Below are 15293 nucleotides of genomic sequence, written 5' to 3' on the forward strand. Positions count from 1 at the left end.
TTCTTCTAGCGCAGCCCATAAGAAGAAGTGCAGCCCTTCGACAAGCTCGGGGCGAAGGGAATTTATGTCGAAAGAAATCGATCAGCTTTCCGCCGCTCTGGCGCGTTTGCCGGGTCTGGGCCCTCGCTCGGCGCGGCGTGCGGTGCTGTGGCTGGTCAAGAACCGCGAGAGCGCGCTGCCCGCATTGCTGGAATCGCTCGCGATCGTCTCCGAGACGCTGGTCGAGTGTTCGATCTGCGGCAATGTCGACACCACCGATCCCTGCCAGATCTGCGCCGATCCGCGCCGCGATCCGCGTGCTTTATGCGTGGTGGAGGACGTCGCCGATGTCTGGGCGCTCGACCGCGCCAAGCTTTTTCGGGGGCGCTATCATGTGCTGGGTGGGCGGCTGTCTGCGCTTGATGGCGTGGGCCCGGAGGATCTCAACATCGCCAAGCTGCTCGACCGCGTCGGGGCCAAGGAAGAAGGGGGCGGTATCGATGAGGTCGTCCTCGCCATGAACGCAACGCTCGAAGGGCAGACGACGGCGCATTACCTCGCCGAGCGCCTCGAGCCCTACGGCGTGCGCATCACTCAGCTTGCGCACGGCCTGCCGGTGGGCGGTGAGCTCGACTACCTTGATGAAGGCACGCTGGCGCAGGCGCTGCGGGCGAGAAGGCCGATGGGGTAACCGAATTGCGAGTCCCCCGTGCAGGCGGGGACTCACTTGAGCTTTCGCCCACATGTTCTTATTTCCAACTCATGGCTATCCGCGAAATCCTCGAAGTGCCGGACCCCCGGCTCAAGACCGTCTCCACCCCCGTCGAACCGGACGAGTTCAACGCTGATCTCAAAACCCTCGTCGAGGACATGTTCGAGACGATGTACGCCGCCCCCGGCATCGGCCTCGCCGCCATTCAGGTCGGCGTGCCCAAGCGTCTGCTGGTGATGGACCTGCAACAGCCCGACGAAGACGCCGACCCCGTCAAGGACGAGGACGGAACCGAGCGTCAGCCGATCAAGAACGACCCGCGCGTGTTCGTGAACCCGGTGATCCTCGATCCGGCTGACGAGTTTTCCACCTATGAGGAAGGCTGCCTCTCCGTGCCCGAGATCACCGCCGACATAGATCGCCCGGCGACCTGCACCGTGCGATACCAGGATCTGGACGGCGCGACCCATGAGGAACGCGTCGAGGGCCTGATGGCGACCTGCCTGCAGCACGAGATGGATCATCTCGAAGGCATCGTCTTCATCGACCATCTTTCCCGCCTCAAGCGGCAGATGGCGCTCAAGAAGATCAAGAAGCTGCGCCAGGCCGCCTGATTCGCCTCCGAGTCGCGGGGGGTTTCGTTCATGAAGTGCATGCGAAGGACCACGTATTTGCGTGGGTTTGCGGCGTTTTCGCACCGTGCGGCGACAGCGATTTTGGATAAACGCGCCCGAAGACAAGGCTAGCATCCTGCGGACAAGTAGGAAAATGGGGCTGGTGTTCTTGATACGTTCCGCATAGACTGAGGCGATGGACCCGGTGATTCTCTCGCTTGCCGCGCTCGTGATCGGCCTTGTTATCGGGGGCGTGGGCGCTTGGGTTGCGGCTTCGCGCCCGGTGGCGGAGTTGCGCGGTCGGTTGAGCGAGGCGGAGGAGCGGGCGCGCGTGTCCGAGGCGAGTCTGGGCGAGGCGCGCATGGAGCTTTCGGCGGCGAACGAACGCGCGAGCCGCAGCGACGCTCTCGCCAGAGAGCTTGAAGAAACCCGCACCAAACGCGCCGCTTTGTCCGAGCGGCTGGCCGAGGTCGAGGCGACCGCGAGCGAGCGCGCCAGGGCGTTCGAGGAACAGAAGACGGCGCTGATCGAGGCGCGCGAGGCGATGCTGAGCGAGTTCAAGGCGACCGGCGCCGAAGTCTTGAAAGCCAATCAGGACGAGTTCCTCAAACGGGCCGAGGCGCGCTTCAAGGAGAGCGAGGCGACGGGCGAGGCCAAAATCAAGGCGCTGCTTTCGCCGGTGGGCGAGCGGCTTGAAAAGTACGAACGCCAGGTCGAAAGCCTTGAGAACCAGCGCAAGGACGCGTTCGGGCAATTGAACGGCCTGATCGAATCGATGCGCAAGGGTCAGGAAGAGGTCCGGCGCGAAGCCCAGAGGCTAGGCAATTCCCTGACCAACGCGCCCAAGGCGCGCGGGCGCTGGGGCGAACAGCAGCTTAAGAACCTGCTCGAACAGGTTGGGCTCGCGCAGCACACCGATTTCGAGCTCGAAGCCTCAATCGAAACCGAGGAGGGGCGCTTGCGCCCAGACGCGATCGTGCGCATTCCCGGCGGCAAGGTGCTGGTGATCGATGCCAAGGTGTCCTTGAACGCCTATCAGTCCGCATTCGAAGCCGACGCCGACGAGGCGCGCGAGGCGGCGCTCGCCGATCACGTGCGCTCGATGCGCGGCCACGTCCAGCAATTGAGCGCCAAGAGTTACCAGTCGCAATTCGAGGAAGCGCCCGATTACGTGGTGATGTTCGTGCCGGGCGAGCACTTTGTCGCTGCCGCGCTCGAACACGATCCGCAGCTGTGGGATTTCGCCTTCGAGCGCCGCGTGCTGCTGGCAACGCCCACCAACCTCGTCGCCATCGCGCGCACGGTCGCGCAGGTGTGGCGGCAGGACGGGCTCGCGAAAGAGGCGCAGGACATCGGGCGCATGGGCGCAGAGCTCTACGACCGCCTACGCGTCGCCGCCGAGCACTTGAAGCGCGTGGGTGGCGGGCTCGACAGCGCGGTCAGGAATTACAACAAGTTCGTCGGCAGCTTTGAGCGCAACGTGCTTTCGTCCGGCAAACGGCTGGCCGAGAAGGGCGTCGAGGTCGGCAAGCGCGAGATCGAAGAGGTTCCGCTGGTCGAAAGCACCCCCAACTACAACGCCGCCGACGCCGCGGAGGTTGAGGCCGAGTTCCCGCTGCTGGGCGATAACGACGCGGGCGAGTACGACACTGGCGATAACGACGTGGGCGATAACGAGGAGGCGCCGGGCAAGGACGCGGCGGAGTAGGCAACGCGTCACCCCGGACTTGATCCGGGGTCCAGCTTACGTCTGCGTGCAGGCTCAAGAAAGCCCAGATCCCGGCTCGGGGGCCGGGATGACGACCGAAAAAGAGGGAGCTACGATCTCACCATCTCACCCCTGCGCCAGCTGAACGTCGAGACGCGCTGCAATTTTCATGCCCGCGCTGCCTCTGCTTCATTTGGGCCTACGCCCACCCGAACATCACCGCGCCCCGCCGCTCACCTGGTCCACCCCCGCCAGCACCTCATACGCCAGCACCGCGCCCGCTACGGCGGCGTTGAGGCTGTCGGCACGCCCGCGCATCGGCATGGTCACACGCAGATCGCATTCGGCCTCATAGGCCTCTGGCAGGCCCTGGGATTCGTTGCCCACGAGAATGAAACACGGCGCCTCATAGGCCGCGCCGCGATAGGGGACCGCTTCGCGCAAGCTCGCCGCGACCAATTGGCCGGGGCCAGCGCGCAGCCATCGCACGAAGTCCTCCCAGCGCGCCTGCGCAAGGCCCTGTGTGAACACCGCGCCCATGCTGGCGCGCACGGCTTCGGCGCTGAACGGGTCGGCGCAATCGTCGATCAGGATCAGACCGCCTGCGCCCACCGCATCACCGGTGCGCAGCATGGTGCCAAGATTGCCCGGATCGCGCAGATCCTGCGCCACCAGCCAGATTGCCGCCGCCTCGCGATCGAGCCGCTCCAGCCCCGTCTCGAACTCGTCGAACACGCCCACCACGCTTTGCGCGTTGGATTTCCCGGTGATCTTGGAGAGAATGTCGGGCGTTGTGGTGATAACCTCGCCGCCCGCACTCTCAACCGCGCTTTCCAATTGATCGATCAACGCGTGGCTATCGCGCCCTTGCGCCATCACCAGCTGGCGCGGAACCGGGCCCGAGGCGCGCGCGTCTTCGAGCAACCGCAGCCCCTCGACGAGGAATTGCCCGGCGCGCTTGCGGTGCTTCTTGTCGCGCAAGCTTCGCAGGTACTTGACCGTGGGGTTGGAGAAACCGGTGATGTGCTTGCGCATGGCTATGTTGCTGGTCCCGTGGCTGACCCGGTGGCTGGCCCTGTAACTGGCCCCGTGACTGATCCCGTAACCGGCCCTGTAACAGGCCCTGTAACTGGCCCCTTGGGCCTATTCCTCACCGAAACCGTCTGCGATCAGCGCCACCAGATTGGCGAGCACGCTGTCCGCGCCTTCGCCCTCGACGATCACGTCCACGGTGTCGCCCTTGGCCGCGCCGAGCATCATCAGGCCGAGGATGGAGCCCCCCGCCGCCTTCGCCGCATCCTTGGCGACCGCGACTTTCACATCGCCGTCGAGCGCGGACACCGCGCCCACGAACTTCGCGCTCGCTCGCGCGTGCAGGCCGCGCTTGTTGACGATGGTCACCGATTGCCGATGTTCGCTCACGCTCGTTCTGCCCCCGCTTCTGGTCAGGCCTTGGCCGTCGATGCGGCGGCTTCGTTGTCCTGGCCCAGCAGTTCGCTGGCGACGGTGATATAATTGCGGCCCGCTTCCTGCGCGGCTTCGACCGCTTGGGTCACGCTCATGGTCTGGCGCGCTCCGGCAAGCCGGATGAGCATCGGCAGGTTGATCCCCGCAATAACCTCCACGCGCCCCGCTTCGAGCAGCGATATGGCGAGGTTGGAGGGCGTGCCCCCGAACAGGTCGGTAAGGATGATCACCCCCTTCTCGGCCTCGACCTCCTCTATCGCTCTCGCGATTTCGGAGCGGCGCTGCTCCATGTCGTCACTGGGGCCAATGCACACGGTGGCGATCGCGTCCTGCTTTCCCACGACGTGTTCCATCGCGTCTACGAACTGCTCGGCCAGGCGGCCGTGAGTGACCAGGATAAGTCCAATCATGTGAAAGGGTGGGTCCGTTTCCTCGTTTGGGCGCTCGGCCTAAACGCATTTCCTCGTGTTGCCATCGCGATCGATGCCCCGCTTACCGAGCTTCCCCAACAAAGCTCTTGCGTCACAATCCCGGCGAACGCTCGATTTCATCGGTCGCGCGCGACCCGAGATTGCGGTGGCGGACAGTGGGCGAAAATCCGGCCTTGCGCAAGTCCCGCGCCATGCGTTCGACGGTGAAGACCGAGCGGTGTCTCCCTCCGGTACACCCGAAGGCGATGTGGACATAGGCTTTGCCTTGCGCGGCGTAGCGCGGGAGGAGCGTGGTGAGCAGGTCGAAGATCTGCTGGAACGTGGTGTGGAAGGCCGGATCGCGCTCGATATGCTCGCCCACCGCCGCGTCCTGACCGGTCAGCTCGCGCAGCTCCTCGATCCAGTGCGGGTTGTCGAGAAAGCGCATGTCGAACACCATATCGGCAAGCGGCGGCGTGCCGCGAGCAAAGCCAAAGCTCGACAGCGTCAGCGTCATCGCCGCTTCGTCGGTGGCGGCGAACAGCTCGCGGATATGGTTCTGGAGTTCGTTCGAGGTGAGGGCGGTGGTGTCGATCACCCGGTCCGACCAGCGGCGCAGCGGCTCGAGCCATTCGCGCTGCGCGGCAATGCCTTCCTGCACCGGGCGCCCCCGGGCCATGGGATGGCGGCGGCGGGTCTCGTTATAGCGCCGCTCAAGCTCGCCGCCCGCGCAATCGATGAACATGAAGGTCACCGCGATATCGGGGCGCTCGGACAGCTCCTTGGCCAGCGCGATGATCTCGGTCGGGACAAAGCCGCGCGTGCGCGAATCAAAGCCGATGGCGAGCGGGGCGACCCCGCGCTGCGCGCCCGGCGCAAGCATCGCGGGCAGCAAACGGATGGGGAAGTTGTCGATCGTCTCCCAGCCCAGGTCCTCCAGCACCGCCAGAACGGTCGACTTGCCCGCGCCCGAAAGCCCGGTGACCAGCAGCACGCGCTGCGGTTCGCCCGAGGGTGTCGAAGGGTTGGCGCTTGGCATCGGCCCCGCCTTCTGACGCAAACGCGCGCGGAGAAAAAGGGGCTTTTTTCGCGCGGGTTCAGATTGAGGGGAGGCCATGGATCCGGAGCGCGAGGCGCGCCCGCATGGCCGGGGCAATCGCGCCGGGCTCAAACGCGAGGACGGGGACGAGGCAGCCCAGGATCTCGCGGCTTTCGGCGCGTTCGGGCAGGCGCTCGCTTGCTTCGCCGAGCGCAAGGATCAGCGCGAGCGGCGCGGGCTCGGCGACGGGCAGGCGCGCGAGGCCCACGCCGCGCGCTTCGATCAGCCCGGCAATGTTGGGCGGCGCAGAGGCGACGAGGCGCGCCGCCGCGTCGATCTCCTCGCGCGTCAGCGTCACGCCATCATCGCCGATCAGCTTGGCTCCGCTTTCGATCAGCGCCAGCGCGAGGCTCGATTTGCCGGAGCCCGGCGCGCCTTCGATCAGCAGCGCGCGGCCCTCGAGCGAAACCGCGCTGCCCTGAACGATGCAGCTGGCGCTCGTCACGCGCTGGGGAGCCGCAGGCGCAGACTTGCGCCCGGTTGCCCGTCGGGCCGGGCCTTTGCGCTCAGCGTCCCGTCATGCGCTTCGGCAATCGCGCGCGCGATCGCCAGGCCCAGCCCAGAATGGTTGCCGAAATCCTCGCTGTCGGGGCGCACCGAGTGGAACCGCTGGAACACCTTTTCGCGCGCGTCCTCGGGAATGCCGGGCCCGTGATCCGAGACAGTCAGCGTCACGCATTCGCCATCGTTGTCGATCTGCACCTCGATCGGAGCGTCCGAGGGAGAAAAGGACACCGCGTTGTCCAGCAGGTTTTCCACCACCCGCTCCAGCCGCGCGCCCACGCCCATGACGTGGGCGGCAAAGCCGCGGGTGTGAAGCTCGATCAGATGGTTCTGATTTTCCGCGCGGTGTTCGCGGCTGCCGATGATCGCGCGCACCAGATCGGCGAGATCGATCCGCTCCAGGGTCGCGCGGCTCATCTCCGCGTCGATCCGGCTTGCGTCCGAGATCTCGCTCACCAGCCGGTCGATCCGGCGCACGTCGTGGGTGGCGATTTCGGTGAGTTCGTGGCGAAGGGCGGGATCTTTGACCCGTGGCAGCGATTCGATCGCGCTGCGCAAGCTTGCGAGCGGGTTCTTGATCTCGTGCGCGACATCGGCAGCGAAGCTGTCGACCGCGTCGATGCGCTGGCGCAAGGCCCCCGTCATGTCGGAGACCGCGCGCGCCAGCAGGCCGATCTCGTCCGAGCGCTGCGGCAGACGCGGCACTTCCACTTCGCGCTCGCGGCCCTGTCGCACCCGCACCGCCGCGCGGGCCAGCTCGCGCAGCGGGGTCACGATCGTGCGCGCCAGAAACAGCGAGAGCAGCGCGGAAGCCGCCAGCACCACCAGCACCGCAATCCCCAGGGTCGAGCGGGCCGAGCGCACGCTCTCGGTGATGTCGACCGCGTTGCGCACGGTCAGCAGCGTCGCGCCGTTCAGGCCCACCGGCGCCGCCGCCGCGATGACGGGCGAGCCGTCGCGCCAGTCGTAAAGGCCAATCTGGCTCAACCCCTCTTCGCGCGCGCGCGCGAGCTCGGGCCATGCGTCGGCCTGCTGCGCTTCGGGCTCGACATAATCGGGCACCGGCTCGGCGCTGACGATCGCGTCCACCGCCGTGTCGAGCCAGCGCGCCAATTGCTGTTCCCAGTCATCGTCCTCGATGTTTTCGAAGGTGAAGGCCGGTTCGTCGAGCGCAAAGCTGTCCGCCACCAGCGCGCCGTTCTCATCGAACATGCGCAGCCGCATGCGCTGTTCCTTGCCGATCTGGACCAGCAGCGCGTCCTGCCGCTCGCGAGTGGCACCGGCGAGCGCTTCGGCGGTGATCTGCGCCTCGATCCGGGCAAGCTTGAAGCGTTCGTTGATGAGCTGCGTGCGGTATCCGTCGAGGTAGAACAGGCCGCCGCCCAGAAGCGCGAGCGGCAGGATGTTGACGATCAGGATCCGCGCGGTGAGGGCAAAGCGCCCGGTGGTGCTCAGCCGCTCCCCGCCGCGCGCGACCGGTGTGTCCTCACGCCCCGAAAGGTCGGTGTAAAGCGCTGAGGGCGCGCGCGCGCGGGTCGGGTCCGACGGTGCGTTCATGGCCCGTCACGTGTCGTTGAAGCTGTAGCCCGCGCCATACAGCGTATCGATGGCGGCGAAGCTGTCGTCGACGACGCGAAACTTGCGGCGCATGCGCTTGATGTGGCTGTCGACGGTTCGATCATCGACAAACACATCGTCCGGGTAAGCGGCGTCCATCAACTGGTTGCGGCTCTTGATCACGCCGGGGCGCGCGGCGAGCGCTTCGAGGATCAGAAACTCGGTCACGGTCAGACTGACGGGCTTGTCGTTCCAGGTGACGTAATGGCGCGCGGGGTCCATGAACAAACGCCCGCGCGAAAGGCTCGCATGGGCCGGTTCGCTCGCGCCTGCGTCGCCATCGTGCTCACGGCCCGGCTCGGCGCGGCGCAGGATCGCCCGGATGCGCGCGATCAGCAGGCGCTGGCTGAACGGTTTGGCGATGTAATCGTCCGCGCCCAGTTCCAGCCCCGCCTCTTCGTCGCTTTCATCGTCCTTGCTGGTCAGGAAAATGACCGGAAACGAGGACGTTTCGCGGACCCGGCTGAGCAGCTCCATGCCGTCCATCTTCGGCATTTTGATATCGAACACGGCCAGGTCCGGCGGGTTCTCCAGGAGAGCCTTCAAAGCGGTCTCTCCATCGGAATAGAGCCGCGTCACGAACCCTTCGGCCTGGAGCGCGATTGAGACGGTGGTGAGGATGTTGCGATCATCGTCGACCAGAGCGATTTCGCCGGCCTCCTCGCGCCCGGCAAGCCGAGACCGGTTTGCGCCTTGCGCCCCTGGAAGCGTGTCCGATGCCTCGCTCCCCGCGCCTGTACAGGCGCCTGCACCGACGCCCGCTAGGGGCGAGGTTTGCGTTTCGGATTGCGTTGGCGCGTTGACGCTGACCATGGCGTTTTGTCCTCCAGTGGGACAGGTCTAGCCCGATCATCTGGACAAGACAATCGACGCGCGGCGCGCGCCGCGCGCGGCGCGTTTGACGCGGCTTGGGCGCTTGCCTATGCCCATGGTTATGGGGACAGCGAGTGCGACGACTCGCTTGCGCTTTTCGGGATCTTCGGCCCGATCACAAGCGCAAGAAGGCGATCGCGTCTCGAAGCCTCGACGCGCTTTTATCCGACGATCTTGAAAGGATATTCCCTTGATCCCGCTCGCTCATTCGCTTGGCTCGCAAGGTATTCAAACCTCGGCTGAAATTCGCCCGAACTGCGGCACGGCTGCGCTTGTCGAGGCGTCTCTGGCGGCGGGCGAGGGCGCGCTGTCGAAAGACGGAGCCCTGGTGGTGCAGACCGGCGCAAAGACCGGCCGCAGCGCGAAGGACAAATTCATCGTGCGCGACGCCACGACCGAAGACACGGTGTGGTGGGGCAAGGTCAATGTCGGGATGTCGCCAGAGCACTTTGCGGCGCTCAAGGCGGACTTTCTGAAGGCTGTTTCAGAAAAGGACACGCTCTATGTGGCGGACCTGTTCGGCGGCTCTCAGAGCGAGCATCGCGTGAACGTGCGCGTCATCAACGAGCTTGCCTGGCACAACCTTTTCATTCGCACCCTTCTGGTCCGCCCCACGCAGCAGGAACTGGCCGATTTCGCGCCCGAATACACGATCATCGATCTGCCCAGCTTCAAGGCCGATCCGGCGCGTCATGGCACGAATTCGGAAACGGTGATCGCGGTCAACTTCACCGAAAAGCTGATCCTGATCGGCGGCACCAAATACGCCGGCGAAATGAAGAAGAGCGTGTTCGGCATCCTCAACTACCTGCTTCCCGCAGATGGCGTGATGCCGATGCACTGTTCGGCCAATATCAGCGCGGACGGCAAGACGAGCGTGTTCTTCGGCCTGTCGGGGACCGGCAAGACGACGCTGAGCGCGGACGCGAGCCGCACGCTGATAGGCGATGACGAGCACGGCTGGTCTGACGAGGCGGTCTTCAACTTCGAGGGCGGCTGCTATGCGAAGATGATCCGCCTGTCCGAGGAGGCCGAGCCGGAGATCTACGCGACCACCAAACGCTTTGGCACCGTGCTGGAAAACGTCGTGATGGACCCGGTGACGCGCGAGCTGGACTTCGACGACAACTCGCTCGCGGAGAACACGCGCGGCGCCTATCCGATCGACTTCATCCCGAACACCTCGGAGAAGAATCTGGGGCCGGTGCCGAGCAATGTCGTGATGCTGACAGCCGACGCGTTCGGCGTGCTGCCTCCGATCGCGCGGCTCACGCCCGAACAGGCGATGTACCACTTCCTGTCGGGCTACACCGCCAAGGTGGCGGGCACCGAGATCGGCGTGACCGAGCCGGAGGCGACCTTCTCGACCTGTTTTGGCGCGCCCTTCATGCCGCGTCACCCCAGCGTTTACGGCAATCTTCTGAAGGAACGCATCGCGCGGGGCGGGGTGCAGTGCTGGCTGATCAACACCGGCTGGACCGGCGGCCAGTACGGCGTGGGCAGCCGTATGCCGATCAAGGCGACCCGCGCGCTGCTCAACGCCGCGCTCGATGGCGAACTGGACGCCGCCGAGTTCCGGCGCGATGACAATTTCGGCTTTGACGTGCCCGTTTCGGTGCCGGCTCTGATCGCGAAGGGGATCGATCAGACGATCCTCGATCCGCGCAGCACCTGGGCCGACAAGGAAGCGTACGACGCCGCCGCGCAGAAGCTGGTTCAGCTGTTCATCGACAACTTCGCCGAGTTCGAAGCGCATGTCGATGAAGGCGTGCGCAAGGCCGCTCCGGCCGCGGCCTGACCCTCAGGCGCGTAACAGGAAGGAATATCGCGCTTTTTTAAGAGCGCGCCGCCTCTTTTTCGCGCTCTTTCGCGTACCTCGTGACCCCAGGCCCGGCGCTTTGCCGGGCCTTTCCCCTGTTCAACGAAGGTACAAGACACATGAGCATTCTCGATAGCAGCCTGAAATCGATCGCTGGCGGTCCAGACAGCGTTGCGAGCCTCGCCCGGCAGGCCGGTCTTGATCCCGCTGCGGTGGAAAAGGCGCTGATGGTGCTCGCTCGGGCGAGCGTTGGCCAGGGCGACACGATCCAGCTGGCCGCGGCGAAGACCGGTCTTGGCGCGGACGCGCTAGGCACTCTGGTTTCGCCGCTTGGCGGTGAAGAGGCCCTGCGCGCCATCGTCGATGGTCTGTCGGTTGGGCTGGGCGAGCTTGGCCGGGGCAATTTCTTCAAGGACCTCATACCCGGCATGGGCTGACGCGTCGCCGCGCCATCGGGCGAGGCCACCGTCAAAAGCTTCGCTTGCGGTCGTGGCAGCGGGGCCTTTGATCTGTCATCGCTCCGGGCTATGCTGTGTGCCAAGCAAAGGGAGGCTGACCCATGAGCATGTTGAATTCGATACTGAAAAACATCGGCGGCGCGCCGGATGACGTGGCGAATCTCGCCGAGCAGGTCGGGATCGACCCCGGCCTTGCCGAAAGGGCGATCGCGGTTCTTGGCCAGACTCACCAGATGGACGGCGACACCGTGGAGCTCGCCTCGGCAAAGACCGGCCTTGAGACCGGCGTGCTCAGCCAGATTGTCGAGCATATCGGCGGCGAGGGCTCGCTGATGGAATTCGCCAACGCGATCAAGAGCGATCCGTCCTCGTTCATGGGGCTGCTCGATCAGGATGGCGACGGCAGCGCGCTGGACGATATCGCCGACATGGCCTCAAGCTTTTTCGGCAAGAAGTAGAGGCGCGATTGCAGGGCCCCGAAATCGCAGGGCCCGCAATCGCAGGGCCCGGAATTACAGGGCTGACGCGGCGCTCTAGTCCGCCTCGTCCTGGTCCATGTCCCCTTCGACCGGCGCCGCCGCGCCGTCCTCGGGGTCGCTGGGGTCCTCCTCGTCGCTGTCATTGACAAGCGTGGCGCGAAGATCGCTGCTCCCTGCGATCATGGCCAGGGTCTGAGAGGAAAGCGCCGCGCCCTCGGGAAGCTCGGCAAGCTGCTCGACCAGGTTCTGCGCGCGCACTTTCATCGCGCCGCCATGCGGGTTGTAGGCGATCGGTTGGAGCGAGTTGCGGGCGAGCGCAATCTTGCCTTCACGCAGTTGCAGCATCGCCACCTCGAACCACAGCGACTGGTCGAACGGCGCCAATTGCGCCGCCCGCTCAAGCGCCAGACGCGCCTTTTCCGGGGGATCCAGCCCGCGCTCGGTAAAGCTGCGATAGTAGTAGAGCAGCGGCAGCGGGTGGTTCACCTCGACCCGGTTGAGCCTGGCAAACGGCTTCATCGCCCGGTCATAGGCGGCGTCCTGCTCTTCATCCTCGGCCTCGCGCGCCATGCGGAACAGCGCGAAGCCTTTCTGAACATAGGCGTTGGCGCGTGTTGGATCGAGCGCAATCGCCCGGTCCGCCGCCGCGATCGCTTGCGCGTCATTGCCCGCATCGTATTCCGCTTCGGCCAGCGCGGTCTGCACGCCCGCATCGTCCGGATATTGCGCCGCCACCGCGCGCACCTCGGCAAGCAGTTCAACCGCCTGCTCGGAAGTAACCCCCCGCTGCGAGCGCATGCGCAGCGGCATCATCTTGGCCTCGCCCTCGGGAAGCTTGCGCATCGACACCGGACTGGCGTTCAGCTTTTCCGGCGGGAGGGCAAAGGTGAACATGCGTCGCTGCCTCTGATAGGCTGCGAGCTCACGTTCAAGCTGGCCCAGATCGCCAAACACATCGCGCGCCGCGTCCAGCGAAGATTGCCCGCGCACAATCGCACGGCCGTAGTCCGCCAGTTGTCCGGCGCGCTCGGGTTCGAAGGTCAGATAGTGATAGAGCAGCCAGCTGCGCCCGTAGAACGCGTCATAGCCGCGCCCGCGGTTTTTCTCGTAGAGTTCCTGGTCAAACAGCTCCTCAAGGCTGACATCGTTGGCGTAAAGCAATTCGGCGCCGCGATGTTGGGCGGGGCGACCGATCAACACCGTTCCATCCCGCTTGAAAGTGGCCGCGGCAAAGAACTCCGCCGCGCCTTCATTCAGCCAGAGCGGGAATGCGAAACGCTCTTGCGACATCATGAAATGGTGCGTGTATTCGTGAAGCAGGACGATGGTGGAGATGTGCGGATAGCCGTTCGAATTGCGGATATTCTGCACAAAGGCGCGGCTGGCGGCGGCGCGCGGAATGTAGAAGCCCGAAATGTACCGGTCGCCCGTGCCCGCAAGCTTGCGGATATCGCGGCGGCTGCCGGCCACGAAAATCACCACGCGATTGGACGGGGTGATCTCTTCGGTCTTGTGGCCGGTCACATACTCCATCGCGCTGTGATAGCGCTCAAGATTTTCGGCGTAGCGCTTCAAGTCCTTTGGGCTGTCATCGGCGTAGATGACAAAGTGTTCGCTAGACGCTTCGTACCAGGCGGCGATAGCCGGGCCGGTCATGAAATGAAGCGTCACCAGCCCAAAGACCAGCCCAAAGACAAGGCGCAGCGCGGTCGCGAAGCTTTTCAATCGGTGCATTCAATTGCGCCCAGACTTTTAGTGTTGGAACTGGCCTGCATACGGTCCCAGCATAGCCTGAAGGACGCCTTTGGCTAGACTGTTTAGGTGTTCGCCGCCTCTTCTTTTAAGCTGTCGAGATAGCTCCAGATCTGGCTGACCACCACCGAGCCCTCGCCCACAGCGCTGGCCACCCTTTTGACCGAGCCAGATCGCACATCGCCCACCGCAAACACCCCGTCGGTTCCGGTCTCGAACGGACTCGCGCGCCCCACCGCCTCGCCGGTCAGGACAAAGCCTTTCGCATCGGTTTCGACGAGCCCGGAAAGCCAATCGGTGTTGGGCGCAGCGCCGATCATGATGAACAGCGCGCTGGTGTCGATCGTGCTCTCGCCTTCGGGGGTCGTAAAGGTGACGCCGCTCAGCCAGTCTTCGCCGTGCAGCGTGGTGACCTGCGTGTGGTAGTGAATGGTGATCTTGGGATCGGCTTCGAGGCGGCTTGAGAGGTAGCTCGACATCGAGGCGGCCAGCGAGCCCGAGCGCACGACAAGATGCACGTGTTTGGCCGTGCGCGAGAGGAACATGGCCGCCTGCCCGGCCGAGTTGCCGCCGCCGATCACCACCACTTCGGTGTTGCCGCAAAAGCGCGCTTCCATCTCGGTCGCGGAATAGAACACGCCGGCGCCTTCGAGCTCGCGCAGTTTGTCGAGCGGCAGGCGGCGGTACTGAACCCCGGTTGAAACCAGAATGGCGCGCGCGCACACCTCCTGCCCGTCTTCGAGCGTTGCGCAGAACGATCCGTCCTCACGCCGGGCGAGGCCTTCGACCCGGCGCGGCATCGCAAACCTTGTGCCGAACTTCATCGCCTGGATCTGCCCGCGATAGGTCAGGTCCGCGCCGCTGATGCCGGTGTAAAAGCCCATGTAGTTCTCGATCCGGCTCGACGTGCCCGCCTGGCCGCCGATCGCGGTGTCCTCGACGACGAGCGCGTTCAGGCCTTCCGAGCCCGCATAGACAGCCGCCGCCACACCCGCCGGGCCGCCGCCGACAATCAGCAGATCGTAGTCGGTCCGGGTGCAGATATCGAGGTCGAGATTGAGATACTGGGCAACCTTGCGCGGCGTGGGGTCTTCCAGCTTCTCGTCCGTTCCGAGGATAACCGAGGGCTGATGACCGGTCAGGTCGCACACGCGGTTCGTCTCGGCGTCCCTTGCGTCCATGTCGTAGCTTTGAAACGGAATGCGGTTGCGCGAGAGAAAGCGCTCGACCTGCTGCACCGCCGGATCGCGGTCCGCGCCGATGCATTTGACCGCGCCGTTGGAAAGCTCGAACTGCTTGCGCCGCCGCGCGGCAAACACGCGGATGACGTGATCGGACAATTCGGGCACCCGGCTCATGAGGTCGAGCATGGCTTCGCGCGGAGCTTCGATCACGCGCGTGTCGATGGCGGCGCGCATGCGCATGTAATTGGCACCGCGGTTGAGAAACGCGATTTCGCCCATGAACTGCGTGGGACCGAGCGAGGCGTCGAGCAGACGCTCGTCGGTGTAGGGATTGACCACTTCGATCTCGCCTTCGAGGACGTAGACGAAAGTGTCCATCGGATCGCCGATCTCCGCGACAACCTCGCCCGCTTCGTATTCGCGTTCGTTCCCGATGGCGCAGATCGCGTCGACATGAGCCTCGGCAAGCGGCACGCGCCGCATGGTTTCAAGGTCTTCGCCAAGCTGTTCCATTGTGGCCGGGTCTCCTTACGTGCTGGCCCGCGCGCCGGTTTGGGGGGAGCGGGGCGCTTGCACCATGGGGTATTTGGCGGACGGCTTCAATGCGGCATGCCCATG

At 65.0% G+C, this 15293-nt stretch carries 15 protein-coding genes; 6 read left to right on the forward strand and 9 right to left on the reverse strand.

The genetic code is table 11. From position 1 onward, the window contains the following. Positions 1 to 64 precede the first annotated feature (64 nt). The 3 genes from recR (at position 65) to rmuC (ending at position 3013) form a co-directional block, all read left to right on the forward strand. Positions 65 to 670: a recombination mediator RecR gene (gene recR, locus QNI87_RS00185; RefSeq protein ID WP_300592332.1), complete on the forward strand. Its 606-nt coding sequence runs from the start codon at positions 65 to 67 to the stop codon at positions 668 to 670. Between the two features lie 71 nt (positions 671 to 741). After that, a complete protein-coding gene (gene def / locus QNI87_RS00190) occupies positions 742 to 1305 on the forward strand; it encodes a peptide deformylase (RefSeq protein ID WP_300592335.1) in 564 nt (187 codons plus the stop codon). Positions 1306 to 1501: 196 nt separating this feature from the next. Further along, positions 1502 to 3013: a DNA recombination protein RmuC gene (rmuC, locus tag QNI87_RS00195; protein ID WP_300592338.1), complete on the forward strand. Its 1512-nt coding sequence runs from the start codon at positions 1502 to 1504 to the stop codon at positions 3011 to 3013. Positions 3014 to 3229: 216 nt separating this feature from the next. Here the strand turns inward: rmuC and QNI87_RS00200 are convergent, their stop codons facing one another. The 7 genes from QNI87_RS00200 to QNI87_RS00230 form a co-directional block, all read right to left on the reverse strand. Then, on the reverse strand, positions 3230 to 4048 hold the full coding sequence (locus tag QNI87_RS00200) for an RNA methyltransferase (RefSeq protein WP_300592341.1): 819 nt from the start codon (positions 4046 to 4048) through the stop codon (positions 3230 to 3232). A 108-nt stretch (positions 4049 to 4156) separates the two neighbouring features. Then, on the reverse strand, positions 4157 to 4435 hold the full coding sequence (locus tag QNI87_RS00205; RefSeq protein WP_300592344.1) for an HPr family phosphocarrier protein: 279 nt from the start codon (positions 4433 to 4435) through the stop codon (positions 4157 to 4159). Between the two features lie 23 nt (positions 4436 to 4458). After that, a complete protein-coding gene (locus QNI87_RS00210; RefSeq protein WP_300592347.1) occupies positions 4459 to 4890 on the reverse strand; it encodes a PTS sugar transporter subunit IIA in 432 nt (143 codons plus the stop codon). 112 nt (positions 4891 to 5002) lie between these two features. Then, positions 5003 to 5929 carry an RNase adapter RapZ gene (gene rapZ / locus QNI87_RS00215; protein WP_300592350.1) on the reverse strand — a complete coding sequence of 309 codons (927 nt, stop codon included), beginning with the start codon at positions 5927 to 5929 and terminating at the stop codon, positions 5003 to 5005. A 58-nt stretch (positions 5930 to 5987) separates the two neighbouring features. Further along, positions 5988 to 6434 carry a serine kinase gene (locus QNI87_RS00220; RefSeq protein WP_300592353.1) on the reverse strand — a complete coding sequence of 149 codons (447 nt, stop codon included), beginning with the start codon at positions 6432 to 6434 and terminating at the stop codon, positions 5988 to 5990. Beyond that, entirely contained in the window at positions 6431 to 8050 is a 1620-nt protein-coding gene (locus tag QNI87_RS00225; RefSeq protein ID WP_300592356.1) for a stimulus-sensing domain-containing protein, read from the reverse strand. Before QNI87_RS00225 ends, QNI87_RS00220 begins: the two co-directional genes overlap by 4 nt. Before the next feature lie 6 nt (positions 8051 to 8056). Then, complete coding sequence (locus tag QNI87_RS00230) at positions 8057 to 8923, reverse strand: response regulator transcription factor (protein WP_300592359.1); 867 nt, start codon at positions 8921 to 8923, stop codon at positions 8057 to 8059. Between the two features lie 250 nt (positions 8924 to 9173). On the opposite strand from QNI87_RS00230, the gene QNI87_RS00235 reads away from it, so the two are divergent. The 3 genes from QNI87_RS00235 to QNI87_RS00245 all read left to right on the forward strand — a co-directional run bounded on the left by QNI87_RS00235 (position 9174) and on the right by QNI87_RS00245 (position 11718). Then, a complete protein-coding gene (locus QNI87_RS00235; protein ID WP_300592362.1) occupies positions 9174 to 10781 on the forward strand; it encodes a phosphoenolpyruvate carboxykinase in 1608 nt (535 codons plus the stop codon). Positions 10782 to 10921: 140 nt separating this feature from the next. Further along, complete coding sequence (locus QNI87_RS00240) at positions 10922 to 11239, forward strand: hypothetical protein (protein ID WP_300592365.1); 318 nt, start codon at positions 10922 to 10924, stop codon at positions 11237 to 11239. A gap of 122 nt (positions 11240 to 11361) precedes the next feature. Beyond that, positions 11362 to 11718 carry a hypothetical protein gene (locus tag QNI87_RS00245; protein WP_300592368.1) on the forward strand — a complete coding sequence of 119 codons (357 nt, stop codon included), beginning with the start codon at positions 11362 to 11364 and terminating at the stop codon, positions 11716 to 11718. 75 nt (positions 11719 to 11793) lie between these two features. Here the strand turns inward: QNI87_RS00245 and QNI87_RS00250 are convergent, their stop codons facing one another. Further along, complete coding sequence (locus QNI87_RS00250) at positions 11794 to 13473, reverse strand: hypothetical protein (protein WP_300592370.1); 1680 nt, start codon at positions 13471 to 13473, stop codon at positions 11794 to 11796. 83 nt (positions 13474 to 13556) lie between these two features. Beyond that, a complete protein-coding gene (locus QNI87_RS00255; RefSeq protein ID WP_300592373.1) occupies positions 13557 to 15188 on the reverse strand; it encodes an FAD-dependent oxidoreductase in 1632 nt (543 codons plus the stop codon). Between the last annotated feature and the right edge of the window lie 105 nt (positions 15189 to 15293).

Source organism: Erythrobacter sp. (assembly GCF_030066995.1).
Taxonomy (GTDB): Bacteria; Pseudomonadota; Alphaproteobacteria; order Sphingomonadales; family Sphingomonadaceae; genus Erythrobacter.